This window comes from Dyella silvae, assembly GCF_026421305.1.
Classification (GTDB): domain Bacteria; phylum Pseudomonadota; class Gammaproteobacteria; order Xanthomonadales; family Rhodanobacteraceae; genus Dyella; species Dyella silvae.
In genome coordinates, this window is the sequence record NZ_JAPJBQ010000003.1 from 169040 (window position 1) to 185527 (window position 16488).

Here is a 16488-nt window from a genome sequence, read left to right on the forward strand (position 1 = left end):
AAGGATTCACTCAGCCTGCCGGATCGTTCGCCTTCGTGCTGCCGCGAAACGGAAATAGCTGCTGGCGCACAAATCCATCAGGCATGTAATCACCCACCACGCCGTAGTGCTCCGGAAATTTCTTCTTCGACGTCACCGCCGTGCCAAACAAGTAGTCGAGAAAGGCGTAGTGCGCGGCATAGTTCTTGTCGATGGCTTCGTCATCGGAGGCGTGATGCCAATGATGGAAATCCGGCGTCACCATCACGTACTTCAGTGGCCCCCACGGCAGATGCACGTTGGCGTGATTGAACACCGCCTGGAAGCCGACCACGATGATGTAGGCATTCATCACCGCTTCGCTGAAACCGAGGATGTAGAGCGGCGCAAGTACGCACACGCGGGTAGCGATCAGCTCCAGCATGTGCTGGCGCGAGCCGGCCAGCCAGTCCATGGTTTTCACCGAGTGATGCACCGCATGGAAGCGCCACAGGAATGGCACCTCGTGATAGGCGCGATGCGTCCAGTACTGCGCAAGGTCGGCCACGAGGATGCACAACAGTAGCTGCGGCACAAATGCGATGTGCTGCACGAACTGCTGGAAGTCGCTGCGTACCAGCCAACCGAACAGGTGATGCAGCAGGTAGTTCACCACCAGCAGTGCCAGGCCCACGATGAAGTGATTTACCGCGAAGTGCTTCAGATCCGTCTGCCATTCCTTGCGGAATATGCTCTGGCCCTTGTACAGCGGGAAGAGCTTCTCGATCACCACGAACACCAGGGTGGAGCCGAGCAGATCCAGGATGAACCAATCCAGCCCGATGTAGGGCGTGTGATCGGGGAAGTCGCCCACGGGTACGCGCGAGCCGCCCAGCGCCGTCGCCACCATCACCAGCGCGAACGCTACCATGCTCAGCTTGCGCATGCGGCCAAGAATGATATTGGCCAGCGACATACCGCCGGCAACCAGCAAGGCGACCAGCAATAGCTGACGCAGCACATCCACCGAATACTTGTGGCGCAGGTCCGGCGTGGTGAGGTACTGCGGGAAATGAAATGCCAGCACGCCTAGCAGGCTCAGAAAGCCCAGCGACAACGCGATGATGCTGCTGATTTTTCCCAGGCCAGGCTTGAGTTCGCCGTCGCCGTGCAGCAGCTCGCGGGTTTCCTCGATAGGGGCCTTGATGGCGCGGTCGATGACCTTATGGGCCCGCTGGCGCGGAGGGGTGTCGCTCATGTGTGATCCTTCACGTAGACATCATGGGTTTGGTCAGGCCGCATCGTAACGGTTTGGCCCCTTCCGCCGCACCGGGCACAGGCTTTAAACGACTTGCGACGGCCCCAACTTGGTAAAGTCCCTTTCTTTACACATGGCAACGACCTCATGGATTCCCTGATCGCGCAGGCCGAACGTCGCCTGCTGGCGCCGGGCGGGCTGGCCGCCACTGACCTCGACCGCGTGTTCAACCAGTTGATGGGTCCCTCCATCGACGCCGCCGACCTGTATTTCCAGCATTCGCGCAGCGAGTCCTGGTTGCTGGAAGAGGGCATCGTCAAGGATGGCAGCCACTCCATTGAGCAAGGCGTGGGCGTTCGTGCGATCAGCGGCGAGAAGACGGGCTTTGCCTACTCCGACGAGATCGTGCTGCCGCAGCTGCTGGAGGCCTCCAAGGCGGCCCGGGCCATTGCCCAGGGCGGCAATGGCGCCGGCAAGCCGCTGGCGCTTCACGGCGCTCGCCAGCTTTATCCGGCCATCGACCCGGTCGAGAGCCTGCCCAATCCCGACAAGATCGCCCTGCTGCGCGAAGTGGACGCGTATGCGCGTTCCCGCGATCCGCGCATCAAGCAGGTGATCGTGAGTCTGGCCGCCACCATGGATACCGTGCTGATCGCTGCCTCCGACGGCACGCTGGCCGCTGATGTGCGTCCCCTGGTGCGCCTCAACGTCACCGTGATCGCAGAGCAGGGCAGCCGCCGCGAGCAAGGCAATGCCGGCGGCGGTGGCCGCTACGGTTACCGCGAGCTGATCGAAAACGGCCGCGCCATGGCCTTTGCCGATGAAGCCGTGCGCCAGGCGCTGGTGAATCTCGATGCGGTCGATGCGCCGGCTGGCAGCATGCCGGTGGTGCTCGGCCCTGGCTGGCCCGGCGTGCTGTTGCACGAGGCCATTGGTCACGGCCTGGAGGGCGATTTCAACCGCAAGGGCAGCTCTGCGTTCGCCGGCCGCATCGGCCAGCGCGTGGCTGCCCCCGGCGTCACCGTGGTGGACGACGGCACCCTGCAGGGCCGTCGTGGTTCGCTGAGCATCGACGACGAAGGTACGCCCACGGAATGCACCACGCTCATCGAGGACGGCATTCTCAAGGGCTACATGCAGGACAAGCTCAATGCGCGCCTGATGGGCATGGCACCGACCGGCAACGGCCGCCGCGAATCGTTTGCGCAGCTGCCGATGCCGCGCATGACCAATACCTACATGCTCGCCGGCCAGCACGATCCGCAAGAGATCATCCGCTCGGTGAAGAAGGGTATATACGCTGTGAACTTTGGCGGCGGCCAGGTGGACATCACCAACGGCAAGTTCGTGTTCTCCGCCAGCGAGGCCTATCTCATCGAAGACGGCAAGGTGACGCGTCCGGTGAAGGGCGCCACCTTGATTGGCTCCGGTCCGGACGTACTCACGCGCGTTTCCATGATTGGCAACGACCTCGCGCTTGATGAAGGCGTGGGCGTGTGTGGCAAGGATGGCCAGAGCGTGCCGGTAGGCGTGGGCCAGCCGACGCTGAAGGTGGATGCCATGACGGTGGGCGGTACGGCATCCTGATATCCGTTGGCCCCTTTCTCCTGTGGAAGGAAGGGGCTTCAGTAAAGGGCGCCCAAGAGGCGTCAGCTCAATTCCTGCATATCGATAGAACAAAACCTCATTTCGCTTCGCCTTGCCATCCGAGGAAAGTGAAGGCTGAGGGCGTTTAGACGTCCATCATCACTCCGCTTTATCTGAGGGCGACGCCATGAGCGAAGCGACGCGCATTCTGCCGGCGCAGGCCCGGCCATCCGGCGATGTTGTGGCGCGTCCTGAGCGCTGGGGCTTATTTGCCAACGAAGACTGGTGGTCGGTGTGGATCGGCCTGCTGGTGATCGCGGTGGCCTGGGCCTTGTTCGCCAACGGAAGCAGTCTGAAGTGGCTGGCGGTGGCGCCGGGCAAGTGGTCGACGCTGGCGGAGGCGGGGCAAGGCATCGCGAGCCACTGGCCAAACTACCTGGCATTGTTCGCAACTTTCGCTTTGTTGTTCGGTACGGGGTTGGCCGTGCTGGGGCATTCGTTGTCGCGGTTTCTGCCGAGCTTCCTGATCCTGTTCGTCGTTTCGTTGCTGATCTTTACGGCATCGGCGTGGACGCAGGCGTCGCATTACAACCTAGAGGCGCCGTTGATCGCCCTGGCGTTGGGGCTGCTGGTATCCAATCTCGCACCGTTGCCTGCATGGTTTCAGTCCGGGTTGCGTGTCGAGTTCTATATCAAGGTTGGCATTGTGCTGTTGGGGGCTACGCTGCCGCTGACCTTGCTGGTGTGGGCTGGCCCGGTGGCGGTGGGGCAGGCGACTATCGTGTCGCTCTGCACGTTCTTCGCCATTTTTTTGTCCGGCAAGGCATTAGGTCTCGACAAACGTTTTGCGGCAGTGCTCGGCGTGGGTGGCGCGGTGTGCGGCGTGTCGGCATCGATCGCTGCTGGCGGCGCCGTTCGCGCGAAGCGAGAGCAGACTTCGATGGCGATTACGTTGGTGGTGGTATGGGCCATCGTGATGATCTTCGTACTGCCGTTGGCATCGCGTGCGCTGGGCTTATCGACGGCAGTCGCGGGCGCGTGGATCGGCACGTCCGAGTTTGCAGACGCCGCAGGCATCGCGGCAGCGCAAGCCTACGGCGATGCCGCGCGTCACGCCGGCGGCGCGATCGCCGGAGCACCGGATGCGGCTGTGCAGGCGTTCACGCTCATGAAGGTGGTGGGGCGCGATATCTGGATCGGCATCTGGGCGTTTGCATTGGCGTGGGTCGCTACCACGCGTTGGAACACCGAAGGTGGCGTGCAGGCCAAAGCGGATGTGCGGGAGATTTGGGCACGCTTTCCGAAGTTCGTGATCGGTTTTGTGCTGGCTTCTGCGCTGACGACCTGGATTGCCAGCCACTACTCGCTGGCCGATTACCGCAAGGTGGTAACGCCGGATCTGGTGGCGCCGATCAGCACACTACGCACCTGGGCATTTACCTTCTGCTTCCTGAGCATCGGCCTTACGACGCGACTGCGTTCGCTCACGGCGACAGGATGGAAGCCCCTGCTGGCCTTCACCATCGGTGTCGTGGTGAACATCCTCATCGGCTACGCGCTGTCAGTGCACGTGTTTGCCGATTACTGGAACGGGCTGAGTGGATGAGCACCGCGGCCGTACTTGCTGCGCGTTGCGAGCACTGCCGCTTTCGCCGCGACGACCCGCGCGTGACGGAGGAACGGGTGCCGGGGCTGACGTCGTTCGGCTCGGCCTATGGCGCGAGCATCGCGGCAAGTGCGTTGTGCGAGGTGCACGACTGCTGGGTGTCGCCGCGGGATACGTGTGAGCGGTTCAGTCCTAGGGAGAACTGAGGGGCTTTGGGTCGCGCACAAGTGCGCGACCCGCGTAGCGTCAGTCTTCGCTTTCTTCCACGCCGTCGATATCGCCTTCCTCGGCGACCGGCTCGTCATCGCTGCCACCGCTCGCCAGCTCTTTGAGCAGCTGGTAGATCTCGCGATACGCGCGCGGCGGCTTGTTGCCGTCCTTCTCGATTTTCGCCTGACGCACCAGCGAACGCAGGTGCTGGCGGTCGACATTCGGATGCTGCGCAATCAACTCGCTCAGGGCGCTGTCGGTGTCCTCCAGCAGGCGATCGCGCGTGGCTTCGATGCGGTGCATCGCAGCGGTTTCCTGACGCTGGCGTTCGCGATTCTCGCCCAGTGCCGCACGCACGCCATCGAACACGGCAGTGTCATGGCGGCGCATCACTTTGGCGAGGAACTGCAGCTGCCGTTTGCGCGCGATGTGGGCGGTGATGCGGCGCGTATTGGCGATTTCGCGCACCACGTCTTCGGGCAATTCAAGCTTTGCCAGTTTGCTCTGCGGCAGTTCAACCAACTGGTTGGCCAGGGCCAGCACGGCCAGCGCGTCGCGGCGCTGCTGTGTGCGGGTGGGGCCGTAATCGTGGTCGGGGTTGTGGGTGTAAGTGCGATTCACTTGGATCTTCCAGCGGTGGGGCCTGGTGTTGAAGCAGGCTCTTAGTGCGGCGTATGGCTGCTGTCGAACAGGTTCGGCTCGGCCTGTTCCAGTGCGAAACGGGGAATGGGCTCGCCATCCAGCTCCACGGTTTCGCAGAACATGGCAGCGGGACGCACCCATAGCCCGAAATCGCCGTAAAGCGCCTGGTAAACCACTACTTCTTCCATGGTTTCGCTGTGCCGGGCGGTGCCCAGAACGCGGTAACGCTGGCCTTTGTAGTGACGGTAGATGCCGGCGGTCGGTGACATGGCTTATCTCCGAGGGACGCTCTTTGCATTCGGCCGCGCCACCCCCATGTCGGGAGGCTGCGCGGGTAGGACCGCGTATTCTACCCGTTACCCGCCCGCCTGTAGGACTTGAACGCGTGACCCAACTCAGCCCCGCCCAGGATCGTAGCTCCGACGAACTCGACCGGCTCGCCCAACTGGCCGAAGACGTGATCCGCCGTGCCCGTGCGGCTGGCGCCAGCCAGGCCGAAGTGGCCGCCAGCATCGATACCGGGCTGAACGTGAACGTGCGTCTGGGCGAGGTGGAAACGGTCGAGCATACGCGCGACCGGGGCTTTGGCCTGACCGTGTACTTCGGCCAGCGCAAAGGCTCGGCCAGTACGGCAGACCTCAACCCCGACTCCATCCAGGCCACCCTGGATCAGGCCTGCGCCATCGCGCGGTTCACCGAAGAGGACCCGGCGGCCGGCCTGGCCGACCCGGCCCTGATGGCCACCGAGTTCCCGGATCTGGACCTGTGGCACCCCTGGCGTATCGACACCGAACAGGCGATCGCACTGGGCAAGCAGATCGAGGACGCCGGTCGCGCGCACGCCGGTGTCACCAATTCCGACGGCGCGAGCGTGCAGATGGGCGAAAGCCTGGCCGTCTACGCCAACTCGCATGGTTTCCTGGGGCGCGAGCGCGGCACCCGCCATTCGCTGTCGGTAGCGCTGATCGCTGGCGACGACGAAGGCATGCAGCGCGATTACTGGTACGACAGCGTCCGTTCGGCCGACGACTTCATGAGTGCCGAAGCACTGGGTGACAAGGCCGCGCAACGCACGTTGTCCCGCATGGGGGCGCAGCGGCTGTCCACCAGGCAATGCCCGGTGATGTTCGCGCCTGAGGTGGCCCGCGGCCTGATCGGCCATCTGGTGGGAGCCGTCAGTGGTGGCGCGCTGTATCGCCGCGCGAGCTTCCTGCTGGACCATGCCGGCAAGCAGATCATGCCGTCATGGCTGAGCATCGTGGAGCGCCCGTTTCTGATGCGTGGGCAGGGCTCAGGTGCGTTCGATGCCGAAGGCGTGGCCACGCGCGACAGTGCGCTGATCGAGAACGGCGTGCTGGCGCGGTATGTGCTAGGCAGTTATTCGGCACGCAAGCTGGGGCTGGCCTCTACCGGCAATGCGGGAGGTATCCACAACCTGCTGGTCGAGCCCGGGCAGGACGACTTTGCCGGCATGCTCAAGCGCATGGGCACCGGCCTGCTGGTGACCGAAGTGATGGGGCAGGGCGTGTCCACAATTACGGGCGACTACTCGCGCGGCGCCGCGGGTTTCTGGGTCGAGAATGGCCAGATCGTCTACCCGGTGGAAGAAATCACCATCGCGGCGAATCTGCGCGACATGTACGCCCATATCGTGGCGGTGGGCGCCGATGTCGATGCGCGCTCGCATCTGCTTACCGGGTCGATTCTGCTGGAGCAGATGACCATCGCGGGCGAATAGACACCGTAGTACCGGAAAATCGTACGAACACTTGCTAGGATCGGCGTTGCCGGCGAGGGGCCGGCAACGTAAAAATCAGGTCCTCGACCCAGGAGATGTTCGCATGAGCGTTCCACCCGAGTCCGCCGTACCGCCGCCTACCGATACGCCATCCGCCGAAGAACGTCAGTGGGCCCTGTTTGCCCATCTGTCCGCGGTGCTGGGATGCATCCTTACCGGTCACTGGTTCGGCTGGGGCTGCTTTCTGGGGCCGCTGATCATCTGGCTGATCAAGAAGGACACCATGCCCTTCGTCGATGATCAGGCCAAGGAAGCACTGAATTTCAACATCACCTTCGCCATCGTCGGGCTGGCGCTGTTCGTGCTCACCCTCATCACCTTGGGACTGGGCGCGCTGATCGCCATTCCGGTGGGTGTCATCGTCGGTGTGGCGTGGCTGGTGCTCACCATTGTTGCGGCGATCAAAGCCAATGAAGGTGTGCGTTACCGCTACCCCTTCACGCTGCGCCTGATCAAGTAAGCACGATCAAGTGCCAGAGAAAAGGCGGCCAAAGGGCCGCCTTTTTCGTTTCAGTGCAAGCCGACGTAGGTTCGGCAGAACGTCACCGGCTGCTGCAGCGTGGGGACCTTCCACGAGCCGTTGACCACCAGTTGCTGCCCATCGGCTGACAGCATCCAGGTCTGGTCGAGCTGGGTGCCGTCGCCATATTGGATGGACACGATCAGCTGGCCGTTCTCGGCCCGGCCGCGCACCATGGCGTTGCCGTTGAGCGTCTGGTGGGGCAGGCCGTCGAGCTTGCCGGTGAGCTGGTCGCCGTTGCTCAGGCGAACCTGAAAGGTTTTGGCGTCCTGTTGCACCAGCAGCACGGAGTCGGCGTTGAGGATCGGGGGCATCGGATAGGTAGCGGTGGCAATGGGGTCTTTGTCGCTGCCGCTGGACGGCTTGCTGTCGTTACTGCCGCCGTGACGACCGTGTCCGCCGCCACCCATGCCGCTGCCGTGCCCCATCCCGCCACCGCCCATTCCGCCACCACCGTGACGACCGCCGCCGGGATGGTTATCGGTGGAGGCGGTGCTCGAAGGCGACGCGGGTTGTTGCTCGGTGCTGGCCAGTTCCTTGCGTGCTTCCGTACGCATGGCAGCGGTGAGGGCATCGGCGGTGTCGCTGTTGCGGTCGTCCAGTCGCCAGGCGCCACTGAAATCGGTGTTCTGAGCGGCTGCATGCGCGGAGGCGGCGATCATCAGCGTGATAAGCGTGCTGAGCAGCCAGGCGCCTGCCGGGCGCGCCAAACGAAGGGGATGAGGCATGGGGGCGAACCGAAGAGGGGCTGCTTAAGGCAAACGCCCCACGACCTCGATTGTTGACGCGGTGATGCCTCAGTGCGCCCGTGTGGCGGCGTAGCGCGCCAGCTCTTCCAGCAATATCCCGCGTTCGCCCAGAAACGCGATGGCATCCAGCGCTTCGTTGATGAGACGCGCCAGGTGCTCGCGCGACGCATCCATGCCGATGATGGAGGGGAAGGTGGGTTTGTCCGCGGCGGCGTCTTTGCCGGCGGTTTTGCCGATGACGTGCGATTCGCCTTCCACGTCGAGAATGTCGTCGCGCACCTGGAAGGCCAGTCCCACGGCGTGGGCGTAGCGGTCCAGCGCGGCGAGGGCGGGCTCGTCGGCGCCTGCTGCCAGGCCACCCAGCTGGACCGAGGCGCGGATCAGTGCACCGGTCTTGCAGCCGTGCATCTGTTCCAGCTCCGCCAGCGTCAGCTTGCGGCCGACGGCAGCGAGATCCAGCGCCTGACCGCCCGCCATGCCTTCCGCGCCACAGGCGCGGCCGAGCACGCGCAGCATTTCCACGCAGCGGGTGGGGGAGACGCCCACGTCCACGTCGTGGGCCAGCAGTTCGAAGGCCAGCGCCTGCAAGGCATCGCCCGCCAGGATGGCCATGGCTTCGCCAAACACAATGTGGCACGTGGGGCGGCCGCGGCGCAGGTCGTCGTCGTCCATGGCCGGCAGGTCGTCATGGACCAGCGAATAGGCGTGGATCAACTCCACCGCACAAGCGGGCGCATCCAGCTGCGAGCCGGTCTCGCCGAAGGCGTAGCCGGCGGCGTACACCAGCAACGGGCGCAGCCGCTTGCCACCGCCAAGCACGGCATAGCGCATGGCGCGATGCAGCTCGATGGGGGCGGTGTTTTCCGGGGGCAACGAACGGGCCAGCACCTCGTTGGCGCGGGCGATCAGTGACTTGAGATCCCGTCCGAGATCAGAGGTCGGGTTCAAACGGTTCGGCAGTATCTGGGGCATCGGGGTCGAGCAGCAGGCGCACACGCAATTCGGCATTTTCCAATGCCTGCTGGCAATGGCGATAGAGGCCGATGCCGCGCTCGAACGAGGCGAGCGATTCGTCGAGGCTCAGGTCGCCGCCCTCCATGCGCGCCACCAGTTGCTCGAGTTCGTCCAGCGAGTGCTCGAAATCGGCCGCGGGGGCGGGGTTGGCAGGGGCAGAAGCAGACTTGGCCATGGCCCGCAAAGCTAACGCAGGGGGCGTACGGAATCAATCTGCAGCGACCGACCGTCGCGCTGGTTGTGCGACGGAAGCCCGTTATCGGGCGGGTTGCCAGTGCGGGCGCGTACCTGCCGCATCGAACAAGGTCACGCCGCGTTGAGCGAGCCATCGATCACCCACACCAATCAGTTCGTCGCCGGCATACAGCAGCGGGCAGGCGATTCGCCGCCAGGGCGGCATGCCGCTTTGCTGGAACAGGTCACGCAGTTCGCGCGTGTGGGCGTCCCCGGCAGGACGCAGGTATTCGCCGCCTTGGCGCAGACCCACCGTCAGCGGGGCGCCAAGTTGGCCTGGAGGGTCCAGCAGCAGGCTACCGCCGTCGGGCAAGGCCAGGGGCTCACCCTGCCACAAGGCTGTCCAGGTGGTGTCTATCGCCGTCTGTGGCGGCAGGGCCCAGAGCCGGCTCTTCCACACATGCAGCTCAGCGCCCGCCCAGCGGATGCAGGGCTGCTGACCTTCGCGGGCATGGCATTGGCGTTCGATTTGTTCGCGCTGGGCGGTGGTCGGTGCCGGCAGGCCGCGCGCGTGCAGCCAATCATCCAGCAGGGGATGGCGCAGGGCGGGGGCGAGTGCCAGCCAGCCGTTGGCATCGAGGCTGCCGGTGACAGGGTCGAGCAGGCGTGCTTGTTCGGCGCGCCACTGCCGGGCCAGTGTGTCGGCGGCGGAGCGGTTGAGGCTGGCACTGTGCACGATGGATTCCACCGCTTGCGGCCAATGCTGGCTGAGGCGCGGCATGATGTCGTGGCGGAGGAAGTTGCGCGAAAGTCGCGCATCGTTGTTCGACGGATCGTCGATGCATGGCAGCGCGTGCTGGTTCACGTAATCACGCAGCGTTTGACGCGGCGTATCGAGCAGCGGCCGCCACAGCGCACCGTGGCCCAGCGGGCGCATTGCGCGCATGCCGCCAAGACCTTCCGGCCCCGCGCCGCGTAGCAGCTTGAGCAACACCGTTTCAGCCTGATCATCGCGATGATGGGCGAGCAGCAATTGTTCGCTCTTGCTTAGTGAAAGTGCGAAAGCGCGATAGCGCGCCTCGCGTGCGGCGGCTTCCAGTCCGTAGCGGCGCGCATGATCCACTTCCACGCGTAACACCAGACAGTGGATGCCCCATTCGTGCGCCAGTTGCCGGCAATGTTCGGCCCAGGCGTGGCTATCCGGGTGCAACCCGTGGTCGACATGCAAGGCGCGCAATCCGCGGGCCTGCGCCTCTGGCAGTTGCGTCAACGCGTGCAGCAACGCGGTGGAGTCGGGGCCGCCGCTGTAGGCCACGCATAGCGGACCCGGCGGGTGATCGCGCAGCGCGTGTTGCAGAATCAGTGACAGCTCATTCACGAGCGGCGGCTTTCTTGGTTTTGTTGCGCACGTAGATCACTTTCGGGCGGCCCTCGCCTGGGCTGCGCCGGTCCATCTCGAACAGCGTGGTGGCCGTGATCAGTTCGCTCAGTTTGTTGTAGCCGTAACTGCGCGCGTCGAAGTTGGGGCGCTGCTTGGTGACGATGGAGCCGACACCGCTCAAGGTGGCCCAGCCGTCGTCGTCGGAGGCGGCTTCCACCGCATTGCGCAGCAGGTTCACCAGGCTGGAATCCTGCTTGAGCTGCGCGGCCGTGCGTGGCTTGAGCGGCTGTTCTTCGTCCGGTTTGGCGACGAGGATATCGGTGTAGACAAACTTGTCGCACGCCGCCACGAACGGATCAGGCGTTTTGCGCTCACCGAAGCCGTAAACAATCAGGCCTGATTCGCGAATGCGCGCGGCCAGCCGTGTGAAATCGCTATCGCTGGAGACGATGCAGAAGCCGTCGAAACGTCCGGAATACAGCAGATCCATCGCGTCGATGATCATGGCCGAGTCGGTCGCGTTCTTGCCGCTGGTATAGCCGAACTGCTGGATGGGCTGGATGGACTGCGTGAGCAATTGCTCCTTCCAGCCTTTCAGGTGCGTGCTGGTCCAGTCGCCGTAAGCACGCTTGACGTGTGCGGTACCGTACTTGGCCACCTCGGCCAGCAGGGCTTCGGCAATCGTCGGCTGCGCGTTGTCTGCGTCGATAAGAACAGCAAGCTTGGTAGCGTGTTCACTGGCCATGGACGCGATTCCGGGCGGAGTTGTCGCGGATGGTAGCGCCGGTAAGGCGGAGGAGTGAGTGAAGAGGCGTGAGAAACGAGAGAGAGCGTTTCTCTCACTCCTCACTTCTGGTTACTCACTCCTGCTTTATTCCGTGTACGCGCCGTAGCCGCGCAGGCGCTTGTAGCGCAGGTCCAGCAGATCCTTCATCGGCAGCGCTTCCAGCTCGTCGAGCTGGTTGAGCAGCACGGCCTTGAGGCGAACAGCCATGGAGTGCGGGTTGCGATGGGCGCCGCCCAGCGGTTCGCGCACCACCTTGTCGATCAGGCCCAGCTCCAGCAGGCGCGGTGCGGTGAGGCCCAGTGCCTCGGCGGCGTCACGAGCCTTTTCGGCGCTCTTCCACAGAATCGAGGCGCAACCTTCCGGCGAGATCACCGAATACGTGGAGTACTGCAGCATGATCGTGCGGTCGCCCACGCCGATGGCCAGCGCGCCGCCCGAACCGCCTTCACCGATCACGGTGCAGACGATGGGTGTCTTGAGGTCGGCCATTTCCAGCAGGTTGCGGGCAATGGCTTCGGACTGGCCGCGTTCTTCGGCACCGACGCCGGGGTAGGCGCCCGGGGTGTCGATGAGGGTGATCAGCGGCAGGCCGAAACGCTCGGCCATCTTCATCAAACGCAGCGCCTTGCGGTAACCCTCGGGGCGCGGCATGCCGAAGTTGCGGCGTACCTTGCCCTTGGTGTCGCGTGCCTTCTGGTGGCCGATGATCATCACCGAACGGCCATTGATGCGGCCCAGGCCGCCCACGATGGCGGCGTCGTCCGAAAAGGCGCGATCGCCTGCCAGCTCATGGAATTCGTCGCACATCACGCTGATGTAATCGAGCGTGTACGGGCGGGCCGGGTGGCGCGACAGCTGCGTCACCTGCCACGGCGTGAGGCTGCGGAAGATCTCGTTGGTCTTCAGCTTCAGCTTTTCACGCAGACGGCCGACTTCTTCGTCGATGTTGAACGCCTGCCCGTGGCTGGCGTGGCGAAGCTCTTCAATCTTCGCGTCCAGCTCGGCGATGGGTTGTTCGAAATCGAGGAAGTTGGGATTCATTCGGTGCAGTTCGTGACACGGAAGCGCGGCAGTATACCGGTCTGGGGAAAAACGCGGGAACGGGGGCGTATGGGGGTGAGGAAAGAGTGAAGGCGTGCGCGCTTTTGCTCGCTATGCCGACCCGCGCCGGAGTGACGGACAGGAAAGGATGAGGTGTCTCAGTCGCCGCGCGGGCGGTCTTCCGTCTTCACAATCCGCAGCTTGGCTGCCTCCACACCCGGCACTGCCCGGATGGCGCGCAGGAGCTCCGGAATCGCGTCCACGCGCCACTCTTCGCCCAGCTCCAGGTCGGCCTGGGCGATGGCGTTGTGGTAGCCGTAGAGGACCACGCTGGCACGGCCACCGCGGTAGCCGGCGAGTGTACGGCGCAGATCGTCGATGAAGGTCGGGCTCACGCCATTCAGTTTTAAACGCAACAGGCGAGCGAAGCGCCGGCAGGCGTCACCCAGCGTGTAGGCGCTGCGGGCGCGTACGGCAAAGCCACCGCCAGAGAACTCGTCAACGCGCAGACCGCCTTCCACCACCAGCAACTGATCGCGTGTGAGCAGGGGGGCCATCTGCTGATAGATCTCGCCGAAGAAGCTCACCTCAATGATGCCGGTGCCGTCTTCGAGGCGTACGAAGGCATCGCTGTCACCGCGCTTGCGCACGGCGGTGACCATGCCAGCGACTGTCCATGGCGTATCCGGGCCGCGGCGAAAGCGGTTGTCGTCACCGTCGCTCTTTCGCGGCTTGGGTGGCTGATAGCGGTCGGCGATCTCACCCAGCGGGCAGGTTGAGAGCTGGGCCAGCTCATCCCGCCAAGGATCGGTGGGATGGCCGGACAGGTAATGGCCGAGCGTGTCGCGTTCGCCTTGCAGCAATTGTTCGAGTGGCCACTCCGCCACGACGGGCAGATCCACCTCGACCGTCGGTGCGGAGGCACCCATCATCGCGCCGAACATGTCGTTCTGGCCGGACTGCTTGTTTTTCAGGTGCTGATCCGCCGCCTTCATGGCGTTCGGCAGCTGGGCCATCAGGCTGGCGCGGTTGGGCGCCAGTGCATCGAGCGAACCGGAAAGAATCAGCGCTTCGAGCACGCGGCGGTTGAGCTTGGTCGAATCCACGCGGCGACAGAAGTCCGCCAGATCCTTGTAATCGCCACCACGCTTGCGTTCTTCGGCAATGGCTTCACACGCACCCTGGCCAACGCCCTTGATGGCGCCCAGGCCGTAGCGGATCACTCGCGGTTCCACCGCGACGAACATGAATTCCGACGAGTTGACGTCAGGCGGCAGCACCTTGAGGCCGATCGCCTTCGACTCGTCGATGAAGGTCACCGCCTTGTCGGTGTTGTCCATGTCCGACGAAATCGTCGCGGCCATGAACTCGGCGGGGTAGTGCGCCTTCAGCCAGGCGGTGTGGTACGAGACGAGCGCGTACGCGGCCGCGTGCGACTTGTTGAAGCCGTAGCCGGCGAACTTCTCCATCAAGTCGAAGATTTCATCGGCTTTCGTGCCGGTGAGCCCGTCCTTGGCGGCACCTTCGCGGAACTTGGCGCGCTCCTTCGCCATTTCCTCGAGTTTCTTCTTACCCATCGCGCGGCGCAGCAGGTCGGCGCCGCCGAGCGAATAACCGCCCACGATCTGCGCCATCTGCATCACCTGCTCCTGGTAGACCATGATGCCGTAGGTCTCTTTCAGGATCGGCTCGACGCGCGGGTCGGGATAGATCACTTCCTCGCGGCCGTGCTTACGGGCGACGAAGCTGGGAATCAGGTCCATCGGGCCGGGGCGGTACAACGCCACCAGCGCGATGATGTCCTCGAAGCGGTCGGGCTTCGCATCCTTGAGCATGCGCTGCATGCCCGAGGATTCGAGCTGGAACACGGCGACGGTCTGCGCTTTCTTCAGCAGATCGTAGGTGGCGACGTCGTCGGTGGCGATGGCCGCGATGTTGAGTTCTTCTTCGCCCTTCGCCGCGCGGCGCGCGTTGATGGCCTTTACCGCCCAGTCGATGATGGTGAGCGTGCGCAGGCCGAGGAAGTCGAACTTCACCAGGCCGACGGCTTCCACGTCGTCCTTGTCGTATTGCGTGACGACGCCCGCGCCGCCCGGTTCACAATACAGCGGCGCGAATTCGGTAAGCGGCTTGGGGCCGATCACCACGCCACCGGCGTGCTTGCCGACGCCGCGGGTGATGCTTTCCAGGCTCAGCGCCAGGTCGATCAGCGTGCGCGCTTCTTCGTCCTGGTCGTAGAGATCGCAGAAATCCTTGACGATGCGATCGGGTTCTTTCTTGGCCTTTTCCGAACGGCCCAGCGCGCATTGCAGCGTGAGGTCGAGCGGACGCGCTGGAATGAGCTTGGCGATGCGGTCCACCGCGTTGTAGCCCATGCCGAGCACGCGGCCAGAGTCGCGCAGCACGGCCTTCGCCGCCATCGAACCGTAGGTGATGATCTGGCTGACATGGTCGCGGCCATATTTGCGCGCGACGTAGTCGATCACTTCGTCGCGGCGATCCATGCAGAAGTCGATGTCGAAGTCGGGCATCGACACACGTTCTGGATTGAGGAATCGCTCGAACAGCAGGTCGAACTGGATCGGATCCAGGTCAGTGATCTTCAGCACCCAGGCAACCAGCGAACCGGCACCCGAACCACGGCCGGGGCCGACGGGAATGCCGTTCTGCTTACCCCAGTTGATGAAGTCCGCCACGATCAGGAAGTAGCCGGGGAAGCCCATCTTGATGATGACGTCCAGCTCGCGTTCCAGCCGCGCTTCGTATTCCTCGCGCGTGCGGCCGGGTGCGACGCCGGCGAATTCGAGTCGTTCCTTCAGGCCTTGGCGTGAAATTTCGCGGATGTAGCTGGCCAGGTCATGACCTTCCGGCACCGGGAAGTCGGGCAGGTAGTACGTGCCAAAGCTCAGTTCCAGCGAGCAGCGCTTGGCGAGCTCGATGGTGTTTTCCAGCGCCTCGGGAATGTCGGCGAACAACGCCTCCATCTCATCGGGCGACTTCAGGAATTGCTGGTCGCTGTAGTCGCGCGGGCGCTTGGGATCGGCGAGCACGCGGCCCTGGTTGATGCATACGCGCGCTTCGTGCGATTCAAAGCCGTCTTGCTTGAGGAACCGCACGTCATTGCTGGCGATCACCGGCAGGTCGAGCTGCGTGGCGAGGCCAAGTGCGGCAGCGTTCCAGTTCTCTTCGCCCTCGCGTCCGGTGCGGGTCAGTTCGAGATAAAGGCGATCGGCCATCTGCGTGGCGAACGGACGCACACGTGCAGCGGCAACATCCACACCCTGGTTCACGGCGATGCGTGCCACTTCGCTGTCGCGGCCAAGCACCGCGATCAGGCCATGCGTCACTTCCGGTGTCAGCCAGGCGGCATCGACCATGGCGCGGCCGCTGTGCTGGCCGTCGCGCCAGGCGCGCGACACCAGCCGGGACAGGTTGAGATAGCCGGCGTGGTTCTGGATAAGCAGGGTGAGACGCCAGGGACGCGGGTCGTCCGGTGCGCTGACCCACAGGTCGCAACCGCCGATGGGCTTGATGCCGGCCGCGCTGCAGGCCTTGTAGAACTTCACCAGCGCGAACATGTTGCTGTCGTCGGTCAGCGCGACCGCCGGAATACCCAGGCGCACGCAGGCGTCGACCATTCCCTTGATACGGATGGTCGAGTCGACCAGCGAGTATTCGCTGTGAAGGTGGAGGTGAGCGAAGCGGACGGACATGGCGCACGCGCAGGATGGAGGTCCAGCCTAACGGTGTGGCCCGGACCGGG

General features: G+C 64.1%; 14 protein-coding genes. 4 read left to right on the top strand and 10 right to left on the bottom strand.

Annotated features, from left to right (window positions below; genetic code table 11):
- Positions 1-10: 10 nt before the first annotated feature.
- Complete coding sequence (locus OQE56_RS09270; protein ID WP_267223718.1) at positions 11-1216, bottom strand: sterol desaturase family protein; 1206 nt, start codon at positions 1214-1216, stop codon at positions 11-13.
- Positions 1217-1363: 147 nt separating this feature from the next.
- Between OQE56_RS09270 and tldD the strand changes: the two genes are divergently transcribed.
- A complete protein-coding gene (gene tldD, locus OQE56_RS09275; RefSeq protein ID WP_267223720.1) occupies positions 1364-2803 on the top strand; it encodes a metalloprotease TldD in 1440 nt (479 codons plus the stop codon).
- A gap of 187 nt (positions 2804-2990) precedes the next feature.
- Entirely contained in the window at positions 2991-4409 is a 1419-nt protein-coding gene (locus OQE56_RS09280) for a YeiH family protein (RefSeq protein ID WP_267223721.1), read from the top strand.
- 246 nt (positions 4410-4655) lie between these two features.
- Here the strand turns inward: OQE56_RS09280 and yjgA are convergent, their stop codons facing one another.
- Entirely contained in the window at positions 4656-5240 is a 585-nt protein-coding gene (gene yjgA / locus OQE56_RS09285; RefSeq protein WP_267223722.1) for a ribosome biogenesis factor YjgA, read from the bottom strand.
- Between the two features lie 41 nt (positions 5241-5281).
- Positions 5282-5530 (bottom strand): DUF1653 domain-containing protein, encoded by a 249-nt coding sequence (locus OQE56_RS09290; RefSeq protein WP_267223724.1) that lies wholly within the window; start codon positions 5528-5530, stop codon positions 5282-5284.
- A 116-nt stretch (positions 5531-5646) separates the two neighbouring features.
- On the opposite strand from OQE56_RS09290, the gene pmbA reads away from it, so the two are divergent.
- Together pmbA and OQE56_RS09300 are read left to right on the top strand one after the other, a co-directional pair.
- Complete coding sequence (gene pmbA, locus OQE56_RS09295) at positions 5647-6999, top strand: metalloprotease PmbA (protein ID WP_267223726.1); 1353 nt, start codon at positions 5647-5649, stop codon at positions 6997-6999.
- A gap of 103 nt (positions 7000-7102) precedes the next feature.
- Positions 7103-7519 (top strand): DUF4870 domain-containing protein, encoded by a 417-nt coding sequence (locus OQE56_RS09300; protein ID WP_267223727.1) that lies wholly within the window; start codon positions 7103-7105, stop codon positions 7517-7519.
- Positions 7520-7569: 50 nt separating this feature from the next.
- On the opposite strand, the gene OQE56_RS09305 is transcribed toward OQE56_RS09300, so the two are convergent.
- The 7 genes from OQE56_RS09305 to dnaE all read right to left on the bottom strand — a co-directional run bounded on the left by OQE56_RS09305 (position 7570) and on the right by dnaE (position 16438).
- Positions 7570-8307 (bottom strand): hypothetical protein, encoded by a 738-nt coding sequence (locus OQE56_RS09305; protein WP_267223729.1) that lies wholly within the window; start codon positions 8305-8307, stop codon positions 7570-7572.
- A 69-nt stretch (positions 8308-8376) separates the two neighbouring features.
- A complete protein-coding gene (locus tag OQE56_RS09310) occupies positions 8377-9276 on the bottom strand; it encodes a polyprenyl synthetase family protein (RefSeq protein WP_425601613.1) in 900 nt (299 codons plus the stop codon).
- The gene (locus tag OQE56_RS09315) at positions 9260-9517 is read right to left on the bottom strand and encodes an exodeoxyribonuclease VII small subunit (RefSeq protein ID WP_267223731.1); all 258 of its coding nucleotides are present in this window, start codon (positions 9515-9517) and stop codon (positions 9260-9262) included. Before OQE56_RS09315 ends, OQE56_RS09310 begins: the two co-directional genes overlap by 17 nt.
- Before the next feature lie 81 nt (positions 9518-9598).
- Positions 9599-10894 carry a tRNA lysidine(34) synthetase TilS gene (tilS, locus tag OQE56_RS09320; protein ID WP_267223733.1) on the bottom strand — a complete coding sequence of 432 codons (1296 nt, stop codon included), beginning with the start codon at positions 10892-10894 and terminating at the stop codon, positions 9599-9601.
- Complete coding sequence (locus OQE56_RS09325; RefSeq protein ID WP_267223735.1) at positions 10887-11642, bottom strand: NYN domain-containing protein; 756 nt, start codon at positions 11640-11642, stop codon at positions 10887-10889. Before OQE56_RS09325 ends, tilS begins: the two co-directional genes overlap by 8 nt.
- Before the next feature lie 126 nt (positions 11643-11768).
- A complete protein-coding gene (locus OQE56_RS09330; protein WP_267223737.1) occupies positions 11769-12725 on the bottom strand; it encodes an acetyl-CoA carboxylase carboxyltransferase subunit alpha in 957 nt (318 codons plus the stop codon).
- A gap of 158 nt (positions 12726-12883) precedes the next feature.
- On the bottom strand, positions 12884-16438 hold the full coding sequence (gene dnaE, locus OQE56_RS09335; RefSeq protein WP_267223738.1) for a DNA polymerase III subunit alpha: 3555 nt from the start codon (positions 16436-16438) through the stop codon (positions 12884-12886).
- Between the last annotated feature and the right edge of the window lie 50 nt (positions 16439-16488).

Coding starts and splice junctions, on each gene's coding strand:
- OQE56_RS09270 (WP_267223718.1), bottom strand. CDS start 1,216: ATGAGCGACACCCCTCCGCGCCAGCGGGCCCATAAGGTCATCGACCGC.
- tldD (WP_267223720.1), top strand. CDS start 1,364: ATGGATTCCCTGATCGCGCAGGCCGAACGTCGCCTGCTGGCGCCGGGC.
- OQE56_RS09280 (WP_267223721.1), top strand. CDS start 2,991: ATGAGCGAAGCGACGCGCATTCTGCCGGCGCAGGCCCGGCCATCCGGC.
- OQE56_RS09290 (WP_267223724.1), bottom strand. CDS start 5,530: ATGTCACCGACCGCCGGCATCTACCGTCACTACAAAGGCCAGCGTTAC.
- OQE56_RS09300 (WP_267223727.1), top strand. CDS start 7,103: ATGAGCGTTCCACCCGAGTCCGCCGTACCGCCGCCTACCGATACGCCA.
- OQE56_RS09305 (WP_267223729.1), bottom strand. CDS start 8,307: ATGCCTCATCCCCTTCGTTTGGCGCGCCCGGCAGGCGCCTGGCTGCTC.
- OQE56_RS09315 (WP_267223731.1), bottom strand. CDS start 9,517: ATGGCCAAGTCTGCTTCTGCCCCTGCCAACCCCGCCCCCGCGGCCGAT.
- OQE56_RS09325 (WP_267223735.1), bottom strand. CDS start 11,642: ATGGCCAGTGAACACGCTACCAAGCTTGCTGTTCTTATCGACGCAGAC.
- OQE56_RS09330 (WP_267223737.1), bottom strand. CDS start 12,725: ATGAATCCCAACTTCCTCGATTTCGAACAACCCATCGCCGAGCTGGAC.
- dnaE (WP_267223738.1), bottom strand. CDS start 16,438: ATGTCCGTCCGCTTCGCTCACCTCCACCTTCACAGCGAATACTCGCTG.